Origin of the sequence: Archangium violaceum (genome assembly GCF_016887565.1) — a bacterium.
Taxonomy (GTDB): Bacteria; Myxococcota; Myxococcia; order Myxococcales; family Myxococcaceae; genus Archangium; species Archangium violaceum_B.
In genome coordinates, this window is sequence record NZ_CP069396.1 from 3,030,803 (window position 1) to 3,047,289 (window position 16,487).

The 16,487-nt window shown below is 69.0% G+C and carries 10 protein-coding genes; 7 read left to right on the forward strand and 3 right to left on the reverse strand.

Going from position 1 to position 16,487, the window contains the following annotated elements; translation table 11 throughout:
* Positions 1-66: 66 nt before the first annotated feature.
* From JRI60_RS12610 to JRI60_RS12625, 4 genes are all read left to right on the forward strand, one after another.
* Positions 67-2,556, forward strand: a complete 2,490-nt coding sequence (locus tag JRI60_RS12610; protein WP_204226095.1) for a serine/threonine protein kinase — start codon at positions 67-69, stop codon at positions 2,554-2,556.
* 75 nt (positions 2,557-2,631) lie between these two features.
* Complete coding sequence (locus JRI60_RS12615; RefSeq protein WP_204226096.1) at positions 2,632-4,386, forward strand: ATP-binding protein; 1,755 nt, start codon at positions 2,632-2,634, stop codon at positions 4,384-4,386.
* A 210-nt stretch (positions 4,387-4,596) separates the two neighbouring features.
* On the forward strand, positions 4,597-6,072 hold the full coding sequence (locus tag JRI60_RS12620) for an ATPase domain-containing protein (RefSeq protein ID WP_204226097.1): 1,476 nt from the start codon (positions 4,597-4,599) through the stop codon (positions 6,070-6,072).
* The gene (locus tag JRI60_RS12625) at positions 6,069-7,151 is read left to right on the forward strand and encodes an ATP-binding response regulator (RefSeq protein WP_204226098.1); all 1,083 of its coding nucleotides are present in this window, start codon (positions 6,069-6,071) and stop codon (positions 7,149-7,151) included. Before JRI60_RS12620 ends, JRI60_RS12625 begins: the two co-directional genes overlap by 4 nt.
* 10 nt (positions 7,152-7,161) lie before the next feature.
* On the opposite strand, the gene JRI60_RS12630 is transcribed toward JRI60_RS12625, so the two are convergent.
* Complete coding sequence (locus JRI60_RS12630; protein ID WP_204226099.1) at positions 7,162-8,259, reverse strand: sterol desaturase family protein; 1,098 nt, start codon at positions 8,257-8,259, stop codon at positions 7,162-7,164.
* Positions 8,260-8,424: 165 nt separating this feature from the next.
* Here JRI60_RS12630 and JRI60_RS12635 point away from each other — a divergent pair, with 165 nt between their 5' ends.
* From JRI60_RS12635 to JRI60_RS12645, 3 genes are all read left to right on the forward strand, one after another.
* On the forward strand, positions 8,425-9,486 hold the full coding sequence (locus tag JRI60_RS12635) for a Kelch repeat-containing protein (RefSeq protein WP_204226100.1): 1,062 nt from the start codon (positions 8,425-8,427) through the stop codon (positions 9,484-9,486).
* A 131-nt stretch (positions 9,487-9,617) separates the two neighbouring features.
* On the forward strand, positions 9,618-11,510 hold the full coding sequence (locus JRI60_RS12640) for an ATP-binding protein (protein WP_204226101.1): 1,893 nt from the start codon (positions 9,618-9,620) through the stop codon (positions 11,508-11,510).
* Positions 11,507-12,865, forward strand: a complete 1,359-nt coding sequence (locus JRI60_RS12645) for a TAXI family TRAP transporter solute-binding subunit (protein WP_204226102.1) — start codon at positions 11,507-11,509, stop codon at positions 12,863-12,865. The genes JRI60_RS12640 and JRI60_RS12645 overlap by 4 nt, the downstream gene beginning before the upstream one ends.
* 18 nt (positions 12,866-12,883) lie before the next feature.
* Here the strand turns inward: JRI60_RS12645 and JRI60_RS12650 are convergent, their stop codons facing one another.
* Together JRI60_RS12650 and JRI60_RS12655 are read right to left on the reverse strand one after the other, a co-directional pair.
* Complete coding sequence (locus tag JRI60_RS12650; protein ID WP_204226103.1) at positions 12,884-14,818, reverse strand: LysM peptidoglycan-binding domain-containing protein; 1,935 nt, start codon at positions 14,816-14,818, stop codon at positions 12,884-12,886.
* A 152-nt stretch (positions 14,819-14,970) separates the two neighbouring features.
* Positions 14,971-16,485, reverse strand: a complete 1,515-nt coding sequence (locus JRI60_RS12655) for a multiheme c-type cytochrome (RefSeq protein ID WP_204226104.1) — start codon at positions 16,483-16,485, stop codon at positions 14,971-14,973.
* Positions 16,486-16,487: the final 2 nt, after the last annotated feature.

Below are 16,487 nucleotides of genomic sequence, written 5' to 3' on the forward strand. Positions count from 1 at the left end.
CCATGGTTGACCCTATGGAGGGGCGGTCGATAGGCTCGGCCTCCAAACACCGAGCCACGTACGCCCGTGACGACCACTCAACCGAAGCGGCAGCCCATTCCGTTTGGGAAATACCTCCTTCTCGACCGCATCAACATCGGCGGCATGGCGGAGGTGTGGCGCGGAAAGATGTTCGGCGCGGGAGGTTTCGAGCGCCTCGTCGCCATCAAGCGCATCCTCCCGAACATCGCCGAGGACGACGAGTTCATCTCGATGTTCATCGACGAGGCGAAGATCAGCGTCCAGCTGAACCACGCCAACGTCGCGCAGATCTACGAGCTGGGGCAGATCTCCAACAGCTACTTCATCGCGATGGAGTACATCCCCGGCAAGGACATGCGGGCCATCTTCGACCGGTGCCGGAAGAAGGGTGAGCCCGCTCCCGTGCCGCTGGTGGCCTTCGTGGTGGCCAAGATGTGCGAGGGCCTCGACTACGCCCACCGCAAGAAGGACAACCTGGGTCGCGATCTCAACATCGTCCACCGCGACATCTCGCCCCAGAACGTCCTCCTCTCCTTCGAGGGCGAGGTCAAGGTCATCGACTTCGGTATCGCCAAGGCGGCGGGCAAGGCCACCAAGACGCAGGCCGGCATCCTCAAGGGCAAGTTCGGCTACATGAGCCCGGAGCAGATCCGCGGCATGCCGCTGGACCGCCGCTCCGACATCTTCGCCATCGGCGTGTGTCTCTACGAGATGCTCACCGGCGAGCGGCTCTTCGTGGGCGACAGCGACTTCAGCGTGCTGGAGAAGGTGCGCAAGGCCGAGGTGCCGCCGCCCTCCACCTACAACCGGCGCATCCCCGAGGCGCTGGAGAAGATCGTCCTCAAGGCGCTCGCGCGCGACGTGGACGAGCGCTACCAGTACGCCAACGAGCTGGGCGACGACCTGCAGCGCTTCCTCATCACCTCGGAGTCCATCTTCGGCCGCAAGGACCTCATGCAGTACATGAAGTCCACCTTCGCCGAGGACGTGGAGCGCGAGAAGCTGCGGTTGCAGGAGTACGCGGACATCAAGCCCCCCGAGGGGATGATGGCCGCCATCGAGATGGGTTTCAGTGGTGCGTCCTCGGCCCCGCCGCCACAGCCGGTCAGCGCGCCGGTGCCGAGCCAGCCGCCCATGGAGCCGCCCGCGCCCCCCGTTGGCGCCGGAGGCGTGCGCCGCTCTCCCACGCTCGGCGCCCTGCCCAAGCTGACGGCCGCCCCTCCCGCACCGAAGCCCCCGGCACCGGAGGAGGAGTCCGGGGCGACGATGGTGGTGAACAGCTCCGAGTACTTCGAGGACGAGCCGACCACCCAGCCGGGGATGGTGGGTCCCGGACGCACGGTGACGCCGGTGGAGGTGCCTCGCCCGCTCGTCATCGACGAGCAGCCGGCGCAGCGTGTCCCCGGCGCGCGGATGTCGCAGCCGGTGACCGTGACTCCGGCCCCGGCGCGTGCCCCGACGCTCGCGTCCGCCTCCGCGGAGAGCACCACCGTGGCCCGTCAGGGCCGCAACACGATGGATGGGCTGCCGCGCATCGTCCGGCCGGATCCGTCGGCCGACTCCCCGGGCGTGGCCCGGCCCTCGCAGCCGGTTCCCACCGTGCCGGGCCGCCCCTCGTTCGCGCCGCTGCCCGTGCCGCCCGTGGCTCCCAGGGTGGAGCCGCAAGAGGAAGAGGAGGTGGAGGCACCGACCTCTCCGGCCGTCGCGGCCAGACCGCCCCCCGGCTCTCCACGGCCGGCGGATCGGGCCCCGGCTCCCGTCGCGGCCGCGCCCAACCGCCTGCCGCTCATCGCGGGGCTCGGCGCCCTGGTGGTGCTGTTGCTGATCGTGGTGGGCTTCCTCGCGATGAAGCCCGAGCCCAAGAAGGGCTACATCCTGGTGAACCTGCCCGCCGATGCGCGGGACGTCCGGGTGAATGTCAGCGGGCAGGACCTGAACGTGCCCAAGTCCGGGCCCATCCTCCAGGAGGTGCCGGCTGGCCCCGCCCTGGTGTTGGTGAGCGCCGCGGGCTACAAGCCCTTCACCCAGCAGATGGAGATCGCCCCCGGCATGACGCCCACGTCGCTGGAGGTGAAGCTCCAGCGCGAGGTGCAACAGGCGCGCGTGGTGGTCGTCACCCAGCCCTCGGATGCCGAGCTGAAGGTGGACGGCAAGGTGGTGCGTGAGAAGGGCAGCAGCTCGACCTACATCGGCGAGGTGCCGGCGGAGACCGAGGTGGTGGTGTCGGCCAGTGCCCCGGGCTTCAAGTCGATGGACAAGCGCATCAACCTGCCCGCGGGCGACAAGCCCATGGACGTGCAGCTCAAGCTCGAGCCGGAGGGCTACGAGGTGGAGGTGCAGTCCGTGCCCGCCGGGGCCGCCATCTTCGTGGAGGGTCAGGACCTGGGCCGCACGACGCCGGCCAGGGTGCGGCTGCCGACCAGCGTGAAGCAGGTGAGCCTCAAGCTGCGCTGCCACGAGGATGCGAACGTGGCCGTGGCTCCCGCCGTGGGTTCGGTGAAGGAGCGGTTGAAGAAGCAGCGCGGCTGCCGCTGAAGAGGATTCAGACAGGCGCCCGTCCGGTTGGGGCGGGCGCGAGTGCCCCCCCGAGGGGGCTGGAGGGGTGTGTCCGTGACCAAGTCACGCAAGGCCGACCCGGCGGATCCGCTCGCGGAGCTGCCCGGCTGGGCCCGCAAGCTGGCCCAGAAGTACTACACGAAGACCGTCAGCACCTTCCTCCTCTATGGAGCGGTGAGGGACCTGCAGCCCACCACCCAGGAGGACGGCAGCCGGGGCTTCGGCACCCTGCGCACGTTCCTCTCCGATGAGCTGTTCGGCGGGCGCGACCACGTCCTCTTCTATGACCGCTCGTCGGGCATCCGCTCCTCGTCTCCGGAGACGCAGAAGGAGCTGCAGCGGACGATGGCCGGCTACGACGCGCTCTACGGCACGGACTACGCCAAGAGCCTGCCGAGGGATCCGGCCCGGGCGCTGCAGATTCTGGAGAACTTCCTGCGGATGCGCGTGAGCGAGGGCAAGTCGCTGGCGCTCATCATCGACTTCGCCGAGACGCTGGTGCCGGGCGGGGAGATGAGCCACCTGTCCGCCGAGGACCGCTTCGTGCTGGCCACGCTGGATAAGTGGGCGCACGACCCGCAATTCCTCGCGGGGGACATGTCCGTGGTGCTGCTGGCGGAGAACCTGGCGGACATGTCGCAGCGCCTGACGCGCAACCCGTACGTGGCGCCCATCGAGCTGCCCCTGCCCACCGAGGAGGAGCGGCTGGAGTACGTGCGCTACAAGCTGGAGGGCAAGAAGCTGGCGGCGGTGTCGGACGTGCCGCTGGCCGGCCTGGCGAAGATGACGGCGGGCCTGTCGCGCATCAACCTGGACCGCGTCCTCACCGAGGCCCTCGAGCACGGCGTGCGGATCACCTCCGACCTGCTCAAGGAGAAGAAGAAGGAGCTCATCCAGGCCGAGTGCCACGGGCTGCTCGAGTTCATCGAGCCGTCCAACACGCTCGACGCGGTGGCGGGCCACGGCAAGGCCAAGGAGATGCTGCGCAACGCCGCCAACGCGCTGAAGAAGGGCCGCATCGAGGTGATGCCCATGGGCTACCTCGTGAGCGGTCCGGTGGGCACGGGCAAGACGTTCCTGGTGTCCTGCTTCGCCGGGGAGATTGGCATCCCGGTGGTGAAGTTCCTCAACTTCCGCAGCCAGTGGCAGGGCGTCACCGAGGCCAACCTGGAGAAGATCTTCAATCTCCTCAAGGCGCTCTGGCCCGTGGCGGTGATGGTGGACGAGGCGGACACCTTCCTGGGCAACCGGGACTCGGGCGGGGACTCGGGGACGAGCAGCCGCGTGTTCGGCTCCATCGCCTCGTTCATGGGCAACACGGTGTACCGCGGCAAGATTGTCTGGTTCCTGATGACGGCGCGGCCGGACCTGCTGCCCATCGACCTCAAGCGCCAGGGACGCGCCGAGGAGCACCTCGCGCTCTTCTACCCGGAGACGGAAGCGGAGCGGGAGGAGCTCTTCCGGGTGATGCAGAAGAAGACGGGCCTGAAGCTGGACGTACCCTCGGTGAGCGAGCTGATTCCGACGGGGACGCGCCAGCTGAGCGGCGCGGACATGGAGGCGGTGCTGGTGCGCACCCGCTTCCGCGCGCTGGCCCAGGGGCGCGAGCAGGCCACGGTGGAGGATCTCAAGGCCGTCTTCGAGGACTTCGTGCCGCCCAGCTACCCGCTGGAGATCGAGCTGCAGAACCTGGTGGCGGTGCAGGAGTGCACCAGCCGCGAGCTGCTGCCCGAGAGCTTCCGCCGGTTGGACCGCGACCACATCACCCGCCGCGTCCGCGAGCTGAAGCTGCTGCTGGAGCAGGGGTGAGGGGGTTGAAGGGTGGGGGAGCCGCTCCCCCACCTGTTGCTTGGTTGTCCAGGTGACCTTCGGGCTGGTGCTCCTTCGAGTGCTCGCGGAAAGACGCTTTTCCCGTGTTACGGGAGGAGTGCGCGCCACCCATCCAAGGATTTCTTCTCCCCATGAAGGCACGTCTCTGGCAGGGCTCGCGTGGTCACTTCTCAACCGTAGCGAGCACTCATGATGGACGACAGCAACCGGCGGCAGTGCCTGGAGACCGGTATCCCGAGCTTCGATGTGCTGCTGGGCGGCGGTATTCCCCGTCGGCAGACACTCATCGTCGCGGGCAACCCTGGCTGCGGCAAGACGATCCTCTGCAGCCAGGTGGCCTTCCTCGCCGCCGCACGTGGGTTGCCCGTGGTGATCTCCACCGTCACCTCCGAGCCCCACGACAAGCTGGTGGATGCGCTCTCCGGCTTCTCCTTCTTCCGCCGCGAGCTGCTGGGCGAGAAGCTCTTCCTCATGAGCACCTACGCCTCGCTGAAGAAGGGGGCCAAGGAGGCGCGTGACCTGCTGGTGCACACCGTCCGCGAGCGCGGCGCGAAGCTGCTCTTCATCGACGGGCTGCGCGCCATCCGCGACCTGTGGCAGGACGAGGCGAAGCTGCGCGAGTTCCTGTACGAGCTGGGCATCGGGCTGTCCGCGACGGACTGCGTCGGGCTCTTCACCACCGAGTACCCCCTCGAGAAGCTGATGGCGCTGCCGGAAGCGACGACGGTGGATGGCATCGTCTCGCTGTCGGTGAACACGCGGGGCGCGCGCCGCCAGCGCCGGGTGGAGGTGGTCAAGCTGCGCGGCCGGCCCCACCTGCCCGGCGAGCACCTCATGCGCATCGGTACCGAGGGCGTGGAGATCTTCCCTCGCATCGAGACCCAGGTCCCCTCCGAACAGGACTTCGTCCCGAAGCGCCACCGGGCCGGCTTCGGTCTGCCCGAGCTCGACGGGCTGATGGACGGCGGGCTGCCCGTCCAGAGCACCACCCTGCTCGCGGGCAGCATGGGCATTGGCAAGACGCTGCTCGCCGCGCACTTCGCGGCGGAGGGGGCCCGCCGGGGGGAGAAGACGCTCTTCGTCTCCTTCTTCGAGCCTCCCGCCGCATTGCTCGCCCGGGCGAAGCGGATCGGGTTGGACGTGCAGGAGGAGTTGACGAGTGGAGCACTGACATTGGTCCACCAGCCTCCGGCCGAGGTGGAAGCGGATGTCCTCGTCGATCGCATCCTGCGGGAGGTGACGCGTCAGGGAATCCAGCGGCTCGTCATCGACGGACTGACGGAGCTCGAGCTCTCCATCGCGGACCCGGAGCGGCGGCGTACCTTCCTGGCCGCCTTGAGCGTGCATCTCCGGACCGCGGGAGTGACGTCCCTCTTCACCAAGGAGGTGTCGAAGATCGCTGGCACCGAGCTGGATTTCAGCGACACGCCCATCGCGATCCTCGGTGAGAACCTGCTGCTGTTGCGCTACGTGGAGCTGCGCGGGCGCATCCACCGCATCATGTCCATCCTCAAGATGCGCGACAGCAAGTACGACGGGAACCTGCGCGAGTTCGAGATCAACGACGCGGGCATCCGGGTCCTGGCGCCGATGCGCTCGGTCGAGGGTCTGCTGACGGGCCAGGCCCGGCCTGTTGGAGGAAGCGCCGCTGGGGAGTCGAGATGAGCCTCATCCTCATCGCGGAGGATGAAGAGGCCATGCTCGAGATCTTCGCCCAGGTGGTGGAGGACCTGGGTCATCGCGCCCTGCGGGCACACAATGGGGAAGAGGCCCTCCTGCTGGCCCGGACGGAACGGCCGGACCTGGTGGTGAGTGACCACATGATGCCCCGGCGCACGGGCGTGGAGCTGCTCCGGGCGCTGCGTGCCGATGCCCGGCTCGAGACGGTCCCCTTCCTGTTGCTGAGTGCCGCGAACCCCAAGGGCCTGGAAGAGGCCGATGTCTTCCTCTCCAAGCCGGTGGAGCTCGAGACCTTCGAGGAGACCGTGCGGAAGGTGTTGGGCTCGCGTCCCGCCGCCGAGCCTCGCAATGAGGTCGTGCCCGGGGGGTCCCGCGTGGACCGCTCCAGCGGAACCGTGCGCGAGGAGATGCTCAACTGGGTCGCCCATGAGATCAAGACGCCCTTGAGCTCGGCGCGGCTCAACGCCCAACTGCTGCTGCGCAAGCAGGGGAAGAAGAGCACTTCCGATGAGAAGCGGTTCACGGAGACCATCCTCCGCCAGCTGGACCGGATGAATACCCTCGTCACCTCCATCCTCGATGCGGCGCGCCTGTCCGAGGGCAAGCTGGCGCTGCGGCTGGAGCCCGGGGATGTCGCGGCGTTCCTCCAGGAGGTGGTCCAGGAATGGCGCGAGCTCCAACCGCAGGTGGACTTCCTCCTGAAGGGGCCGGAGCAGCGGGTCGAGCTCTCCTTCGATGCCGAGCGCGTGCGCTACATCCTCAACAACCTGATCTCCAACGCGGTGAAGTACGGGGGAGAGGCACGGCGTGTCGAGGTGACGCTCTCCCTCTCACCCGGGCTGGCCATCGTCCAGGTGCGCGATTGGGGCGTCGGCATCGCGGCCTCGGAGTTGCCCAACGTCTTCGACCGGTTCCACCGCGCGGAGGTCGCCGGGGGGCAGGGCCATGGACTGGGCCTGTACATCGCCGGGGCGCTCGCGCGGCTCCACGGGGGCTCGCTCACCGCGCAGTCGACATTGGGTGAGGGTTCCACCTTCAGCCTCCGGCTTCCCCTCTCGCGTTGAGCCCTCGGGGCTACAGCAGCGCCACCACGAATGGCGCCGCCGCGAGCCGCACCGCCTCGACCCACCGCCCCCAGCGCCTGCCCTCCAGCACGCCTCCCAGTCCTCCCATGGAAGCCAGGAACCAGGCCGCGAACGCGAGCCGCGAGGGCAGGGGCAACGACGCGCCCCGGCCCAGGAACAGCACGGTGAGCAGCAGCGTCAGCACGCCCACGATGCCGACGTAGAGCGCCACCCGGCGCGGGATGGGCACGTCGAACCGGGCCCTCCCCGCCACGGGCTCCGAGGCCGGAGCGTCCACGCCCGCCGGGCGCCACTCGGGCGGCATGAACCAGACCTTCAGCTTGTCCAGCGGCCGGGGCGCCTTCCAGGACAGGGCCGCGAGCTCCCGGAAGGGGGTGATGGCGGCCAGCAGCGGGTTGAAGGTGCGGACCTGCTTCACCGTGCCGTAGGTGACCGGCTCCACCTCGGGCTCGAAGGTGCCGAACAGCCTGTCCCAGATGATGAGAATGCCGCCGTGGTTCTTGTCCAGGTAGCGGCCGTTGCAGGCGTGGTGCACGCGGTGGTGCGAGGGCGTGCTGAGCACCCATTCGAGGGGCCCGAGCTTGCCGATGAGCTCGGTGTGCACCCAGAACTGGTAGAGCGTGTTGAGCCCCGCCGCGGTGGCGAACATGACCGGTGAGAAGCCGAGCCACGCCAGCGGCAGGTAGAAGACGCGCGAGAAGAGCGGCTGGATGGGTCCCTGCCGCAGGGCCACGGCCAGGTTGTAGTCCTCGCTCTGGTGGTGGGGGGCATGCGCCGCCCAGGCCAGGTTCATGCGGTGCGAGGCGCGGTGGAACCAGTAGTAGGCGAAGTCGACGCCGAGCATCAGCCCCGTCCAGGCCAGCGCGGAGGAGGGGATGTCGAAGAGCCGGTGCTCGTAGAGGGCCACGTAGGCACCGGCCAGCAGTCCCACGGCCACGACGTTGAAGACCGTCTGGGCGGACCCCAGCGAGAGGTTCGCGAAGACATCCGGGCCTCGGAACACGCGCCGGTTCCGGAGACGCCCGGCCAGCCACTCGATGCCCATCAGGACGAAGAAGAGGGGGATGGAGAGTGTGATGAGGCGCATGGCGGGGTGAACTCTATATGGTGCGGGGGCTGCACTCTTCCAAGCGGAGACATCATGCGCAGAACGAGCCGATTGTCATGGGTGATGGCTGGAGTGGTATCCCTCGTGGGTGGCTGCCAGCCTGGGGAGGAGCCCTCCACCCCTGGAGTCTCATCGTCACTGGCGATGCGGGCGGACGCGGTCCCGGCCTGGGTGGGCAAGTGGACCTCCGACGCGCCCATGAGCACCGCGCGCAAGAGCCACACCGCGACGCTCCTCAACTCCACCGGCTCGGTGCTGGTGGCGGGCGGCAGCGCCACTTCCGGCCTCACCGCGAGCGCGGAGGTGTATGACCCGTACGTGAACAGCTGGTCTCCCACGGGCTCCCTGAATCTGGCACGCGCGAGCCACACGGCGACGCCGCTCGGCTCGGGTCAGGTGCTGGTGGTGGGCGGCCATGCCTCCGGTCTGCCCACGAACGCCACCACGGAGCTGTATGACCCGGCCACCGGCACCTGGAGCTTCACGGGGAGCCTGAACACGCCTCGTGCCTGGCACACCGCGACCCTGCTCGACTCGGGCAAGGTGCTGGTCACGGGCGGCTTCACCTTCACCTCCAACCCTGGCTCCACGAGCGCGGAGCTGTACGACCCGGCCACTGGCACCTGGAGCCCCACGGGCTCCATGATCAAGGCGCGCATGTGGCACACCGCGACGAAGCTCTACTCGGGCGAGGTGCTGGTGATTGCCGGCTTCAACGGCAACGAGGGCGCGCTCGCGAGCGCGGAGCTGTACGACCCGGCCACCGGCACCTGGAGGCTGGTGAGCCCCATGCCGTCGCTTCACTACAAGCACACCGCGACGCGGCTCTACTCGGGCTCGGTGCTGGTGACGGGCGGCACCTCGGGTCCGAGCCCCACCCATCTGGCCGCCATCTACGATCCCTTCAACGACCGGTGGACCAATGCCGTCCCCCTGGGATTTGCCCGCGAGGGCCACCACGCGACCCTGCTCTACTCGGGCCAGGTGCTCATCTCGGGTGGTGACAACGGCGAGGGTCTCACCGTGCCGGAAGCCGAGTTGTATGAGCCGGGCTCGAACTGGTGGCTCTTCGCGGGCTGGCTGCCGGGGAACGGCCCGGGTTCCGCCGAGACGCTGCTGCACACCGGGCAGGTGCTGCTGACGGGAGGCTCGCTCGGCGATGCGCCCCGCGCGTCCGTCTCCCGGTATACGCCACCCTCCTACTGAGACGCGCTGGCGGAGCAGGGGAGACCTGGCTCTCCCTTGCCTGCCCGACCTTTTCTGGAGAGGCTGGAACCCGTTCAGAATGTGACATGGGGTGATCGGGGGCTTCTCCACCGCCGGCCGCTCCTCCCGACATGGCGATTCATTCATCTCCCGCGACAAGCCAGGACATTCCCAGGCCCATCGTGAAGCCCCCGGGGCTCCTGCGCTGGCTGGACTTCTTCCTCTCGGAGTCCCTGCGCGATGTGCCGCCCTCGGACCTCGTCCGCCACCGGGTGCTCGTGGGCTCCGCGTGTTTCATGCTGGCGTTCGCCGTGTTGTACATGGCGTTCTCGCTGTTCTCGCCGCTTCCCACGCTCCCAGGTGTCACCGCGGGCCTGGGGTACGCGGCGACGCTGGTGACCGCGCGCAGGGCCACCACGCGAGATGCTCCGGCGATGCTCCTGTTGGCGACCCTCACGGTCGGCTTCGTGGGAGGCGTCTTCGGCAGCAAGCAGGGCTTCGAAGGGAGTGTGCAGGCCGCGAACATGTTGCTGCCCGCTCTGGCCGTGTACCTGTTGGGGCCGCGCCAGGGGCTGGTCTACACGCTCTTCTACGCCGTGGTCATGACCGGGGTGCACCCGTTCTACCGCACGCAGCTCGGCATCACCCCCGAGCCCTTCTCCCTCACACGCTATTGGGGCCGGCACGTCTTCGCGGGCATCTCCTACGTGGCCGCCTGGGGACTGGGCTCGCTGCATAGCACCACGCGGGAAGCGGCCCACCAATCGCTCGAGCGGATCTTGAAGGAGCTTCGCGGCAGCGAGAGCAAGCTGAGCAGCATCATCGAGAGCACCGATGACCTCGTGGTCTCGCTCGATACCGAGGGGCGCGTGGTGGCCGCCAACTCGGCCATGAAGAGCTTCTACCGGAAGCTGCTCGGCAAGGAGCTCGAGTTGGGGCAGCCGATCCTCCACTACGGGTCGCAGGAGCGGCTCGTGATCTGGAAGGCCCACTTCGACCATGTGCTTCAGGGCCAGCGTCTGCGCGTCGAGGAGACGTTCGAGCTGGAGGGCTCCCCCACCGTGCTGGACTTCAGCCTCCATCCCATCCTGGTCGAGGGCGGCCGGACGGCGGGGGTGACCCTCTTCGGCCACGACATCACCCTCCGCAAGGAGGCCGAGGCCCGGATGGGAGAGATGCACCGCTCCCTGGTGGATGTCTCGCGCCAGGCGGGCATGGCCGAGGTCGCCACCGGTGTGCTCCACAACGTGGGCAACACCCTCAACAGCGTGAACATCTCCACCAGCCTCGTCACCGACCGGCTCCGCAACTCGCGCGTCACCGGCCTGGCCAAGGCCGCCAACCTGTTGCGCGAGCACACCACGGACATCGCCCTCTTCCTCTCCCAGGATCCCCAGGGCCAGAAGCTGCCGGCCTACCTCATCGCGGTGTCCGACCAGCTGACGGAGGAGCGGCAGGCCATGCTCCAGGAGATGAACGCGCTGGGCCTGAGCGTGGAGCACGTCAAGTCCATCGTCAGCATGCAGCAGAAGCACGCGCGTCCCGCGGGCGCGGTGGAGCGGATGGACGTGCCCCAGCTCATCGACGAGGCCCTGCGGCTGCACGCCGTCTCCTTCGAGCGGCTGGCCATCCACATCGTGCGGGACTACGCCGATGTGCCCCCCATCTACGTCGACCGGCACAAGCTGCTGCAGATCCTCATCAACCTGCTGAGCAATGCCCGGCACGCGCTGGTGGACAGCGCGCAACAGGACAAGCGGTTGACCATCCACGTGCGGCGCGCGCCCGAGGGCGGGGGATTGCTCATCGAGATGACGGACAACGGCGTCGGCATCGCCCCGGAGAACCTGGCGCGCCTGTTCTCCCAGGGCTTCACCACCAAGAAGACGGGCCACGGTTTTGGCCTGCACATCAGCGCCCTGGCCGCCACCGAGATGAAAGGCCGGCTCTCCTGCAGCAGCCCCGGCCCGGGGCTGGGGGCCACCTTCACACTCGAACTGCCCATGGGCATGCACACATCATGACGACGGATACGATCAAGGAACAGCTCAGGCGTACGGTGCGGCGCGACCTGTTGCTCACGCTCGCGCCCACGGTGCTCATCATCGCCGCCGCATTCACCGTGACGTTCTACTTCGTCAAGCCCGCGCCACCGAAGAAGCTCGTCGTCGCGACGGCTCAGGACGAGGGGGGCTTCCGTTACTTCGCGCGGAAGTACCAGGAGGTCCTCGCCCGGCACGGCGTCACGTTGGAGATCCGCCCGACGAAGGGCTCGGTCACCAGTGTCGAGCTCCTCTCCGCGGACGACGCGGAGACGGACGTCGCGTTCGTGCAGGGTGGCACGGCGGGCGGGGAGAACGCGGCGCGCATCGTGTCGCTCGGCAGCCTCTCGTACGTGCCACTGTGGGTCTTCTACCGGGGCGAGCCCATCGAGGACGTGCGCGGGCTGAAGGGCAGGCGCATCGCGATCGGGGCGGCCGAGAGTGGGACGCACGCGCTGGCCCGTACGCTCCTGGCGGCCAATGGCGCGGACCAGGCTCCGACGGAGCTGCTGCCGTTGGAGCGCGACCAGGCCATCGAGCAGCTCAAGCAGGGCGGCGTCGACGCGGTGTTCCTCGTCGCCCCCGCGGAGTCACCGCCGATCCAGAAGCTCGCCGCGGCCCCCGGCGTGCGGCTGCTCAGCTTCGCGCGCGCCGATGCCTACGTCCGCAAGTACCCGTACCTGTCGAAGTTGGTGCTGCCACGGGGCGTCTTCAATCTCGCGGCGGACGTTCCGGAGCATGACGTGGTGCTGCTCGCGCCGACCGCGAACCTCCTGGCGCGGGACACGCTGCATCCGGCGCTCGCGTACCTGCTCATGCGCGCCGCGAGTGAGCTCCACGGCAGCGCCGGGTTGCTCGACCGCTCGGGTGAATTCCCCGCGCCGCTCGAGACCGGCTTCCCGCTCAGCGACGAGGCCCGCCGCTACTACCAGGCCGGCGTTCCGTTCCTGCAACGCTACCTGCCTTTCTGGGCCGCGAACCTCGTCGACCGGCTCTGGGTGATGCTCGTGCCGATCATCGCCGTGGTAGTGCCCCTTGGACGGGCCGTGCCGGCGCTGTTCCTGTGGCGGGTCCGCTCCCGCATCTTCCGGTGGTACACGCGCCTGAAGGAGATCGAGCTCCAGCTCGAGGAGAACCCCGGACGGCAGATGCTCGAGGACATGCTGAAGCGGCTCGAGGAGACCGAGCGCGCGGTGAACCGGATTCCCACGCCCCTGTCGTACGCGGAGAATCTCTACTTCTTCCGCGAGCACATCGAGGTGGTCCGCCGTCGGCTCGTCAGGCAGCTCTCGGAGGAAGCCGGAAGCGGCGAGGCCAGGACGCAGGTGACGGGCTGAGGGACTCCCTCCCTTTGGCTACGGCGCCTTCACCACGAGGCGCAGGCCGGTGGGGAGGCGGGTGGTGTCCTTGATGTTGTTCCAGCGCTTGATGTCCTCGACAGTGACCCCGTAGCGCTGGGCGACACTCCAGATGGACTCACCGGCGGCCAGCTCGTGCACGGTGCCGGGGCGGCCCGCGTTGCCGGCCGGGGCCCGCTGGGCGATGACGGTGCCCGCGCGCTCCTCCACCTGCTTGGGGGCGTTGTCCGGATACACGTACAGCACCGAGCCCACCTTCAGCGCCCGCTTGCTGGTGCGCGCCGACAGGTTGTTCCACTTGCGGATGTCCTCCGCGTTCACCTGGAAGCGCTGGGCGATGGCCCACAGGCTGTCACCCGACTGCACGCCGTAGGTGACGCGCTTGCGGCCGTTGATGACCTCCGTCTTGATGGGGCCCGTGGCCACCGGACCGCGAGGCGTGCCCGCCGGCACCTCGTCCTCGGGGCGCAGCACCGTCACGCCGCTGCTGCGCGCCTGCGCCACCTTGCGCGCCAGCGCGCTGTTCTGCCCCGTGCCCTCGCCGCCTCCGCGCCCGTTCGGCACGGGGATGACCAGCTCCGCGTTGAGCCGGAGCGTCTTCACGCTCTTGAGCCGGTTCATCTGCAGGATGGCCTCGGCCGCGCTGCCGTACTTGAGGGCGATCTGCGACAGCGTGTCGCCCTTGCGCACCTTGTGGACGCGGAAGGTGAGCCGCTCCTTGGGCGCGATGCGGGCGAAGTTCTCCGCGAAGCGCTCCGCCGAGCCCTTGGGCAGGCGCAGGGTGTACGGGTTCTTCGCGCTCGCCGGCGGGGTGCACCAGCGCCGCAGCTCGGGGTTGAGCTCCTGCACCTCCTTCACGTCCACGCCGGCCGCCCGGGCGATGACGTCCAGGTCGGTGGCGTCGTTGATCTTCACCTCGTCGAAGGAGAGGGCCGGCTCGTAGGCGAAGTCCTTCTCGTCGAAGCCGAAGGCGGTGGGGTGCTTGGAGATGAGCGCCGCGGCGATGAGCTTGGGCACGTAGTGCCGCGTCTCCAGCGCCAGCCCCTTCTCCTCGGGGGCGGAGATCACCCAGAAGTCCTTGGTGCCCAGGCGCTCCACCATCCTGCGCACCCGGCCGCTGCCCGTGTTGTAGCCCGCCCACGCCAGGTACCAGTGGCCCAGCTCGTTGTAGAGGTCCTTCAGGTAGCGCGCGGCGGCCGTGGTGGCCTTGATGGGATCCCTCCGCTCGTCCACCCAGAAGTCCTGGTGCAGCCCGTACTGGCGGCCGGTGCTGGAGATGAACTGCCAGGGCCCGGAGGCATGCGCCCACGAGTAGGCGTTGGTGGAGAAGCCGCTCTCGATCATCGCCAGGTACACCGTGTCGCGAGGCAGCCCGTTGGCCTCGAGGATGGGCTGCATCACCGGCAGGTAGCGGGTGGAGCGCTCCATCCACTTGCGGAACCACTTGCGGCCCGGGCCCTGGAAGAACTGGATGTACTGGGCCACCAGCGGCTGCATCTCCACGGGGATGTCGTACTTGCCCTGGATGCGCGAGACGTCGAAGCTGGCCACGTCGGTGATGAGGGACAGCTCGGCCTCGGCCTCGTCCTCGCGGAAGGTGGGCTCCTCCAGCGCGTCCAGCATGCGCTGGCGCAGCGGGTTGGCCAGGCCCAGGCGGCGCAGCGACTGGAGCACCTCGGCGTTGGGCCGGGCGCCCGGATCCAACGTGGCGCCTTCCAGGGCCCGCATCTCCTCGAGCTCGGTGGACTCGGGCTCCACCTCCTCCGGGTCCTCCTCGGGCGTGGCCTCGGGCTCCTCGGCGGAGCCCAGCAGCAGTTGCTTGTCCTCGGTGCCGAGCACCCGCATGCCGGGTGGCGGCGGGGGCATCGTCAGCGCGTCCTGGGGAGTCGGGACCGAGGTGAGGACCAGGAGGAGCAGGCTGAAGTGCGGCATGGTCACCTGGGGTTTCGGCTACCGGGAGGGCCGGGCGAGTGGTTTGAAGGTCAAGTATTCGACGCTTGGGGCGAACCTGGAACAAGCGTCCAGACAGCCTATTCTCTCCCTGGATGGTCCCGGCGGGAAGAAACGCACCCCCGTGACGTGTTCTAGGGCTTCGGCTTCACTTCCTGTGGCTGGCCATGGCCGGGGCCGAGGATCCTCGGCACGTAGGTGGCGAAGTCGAAGTGGGGAGAGTTCTCCCGGTTGTGGCAGGTGACGCACACCGCCTGGCCAGGGCGGGCGGTGATGTTGTCGGTGGAGGGGTCCTCCACATGGAGCGAGCCGGGGCCGTGGCAGCTCTCGCAGCCCACGTGCTCGCGGCCGGCCATCTTGTCCAGGCGGCACACGCCACCGGGCTGCTCCCAACCGGTGACGTGGCAGCCGGTGCAGTTGAGGTGGTGCTGCTTGCCCACCTCCTTCAGCGTCTCGATGGCCCGGTGGTGCTTGGAGGCCTCCCACACCGGGAAGGACTCCTTGTGGCAGTCGGCGCAGGCGGCGCTGCCCACGAAGGCGGCCTGGCCCTTCGCGGGGGCGGGGCAGTCCTGGCCGTGGGCCTTCGCCCATTCCAGGTTCATCTTCCCCACGTCCGCGTCATAGGCGTTCACCACCGCCATGGCCTCCGGGCTCGAGGCGAGGGTGGACTCCAGGGGGACGAAGCGCACGGAGAAGGAGTCCGAGTCGCCCGTGGCCGTCACCGGCGTGGTGAGGAGGGCCTGACGGCGCGCCACCAGCTCCTCGCGCTTCTGCTGCTTGAGGCGCTTGAGGTTGGGGTCGATGCCGGGGAGGTTGATCTCCTTGTCCAGCAGCTCCATGCGCCGGTCGATGGAGGCGGCCTCGCGCTCGGTGTCCTCGGCCGTCTTCTGCGGGGTGAAGGGGCCCGGCTTCGCGCCGTAGGCCAGGTCCACGCGCAGCAGCGAGCGGCCCTTGCTCTGCAGTCCGACGACGGGCACCGCGTCACGCGCCAGCCTGTTCTGCTCGCCGTCGAACTCGGAGGCGGTGTGGGTGGCGAGCACCAGGTCCACGCCCGGCTCCGGGGTGGCGGTGGCGCGCTGGGCCTCCTCGAGGGTGCCGTGGAAGAGGCCCACGACGAAGTCGGCGCCCTGGGCGCGCGCCCTGGCGCTGGCCTGCTTCAGTCCGGCCGCGTCCGAGGCGCTCACCACGCCCACCTCGCGCTTGCCGGCGGGCAGCACCTTCACCCCGCCGGGCTCCAGCTCGGGCAGTCCCAGGCCGCGGCGGAAGTCGGCGCCGCGCGTGTCGTCCAGCTCGCCCACCGCGCGCACCGTCAGGCCCATGCGCTTCATGGCCTCGGCGAGCGCCCGGGCCTTGCTCTCCTCCTGGGGCACCTGCTCCGGCTGGAGCGTGGGGGCGCCGAAGAGGCTGTCACCGCCGTCCACGTAGAGGACGGGCAGCGGGCCCTTGCGCGCCTCTTGAATCTGGAAGGCCGCGCGCGCGATGCCGCCGCGCATGTTCTCGCTGCAACCGCAGGGGCCCAGGTAGCCGCGGGTATCGGCGGAGAAGAAGAGGACGGCGCCCGGAGCCTCCGTGCGCGCCGGGGCCGACTCCTTGCGTGTGCATCCCGAGAGCGCCGCCAGCAGGACCAGTCCGGGGAGGAGCCGTCTCACCG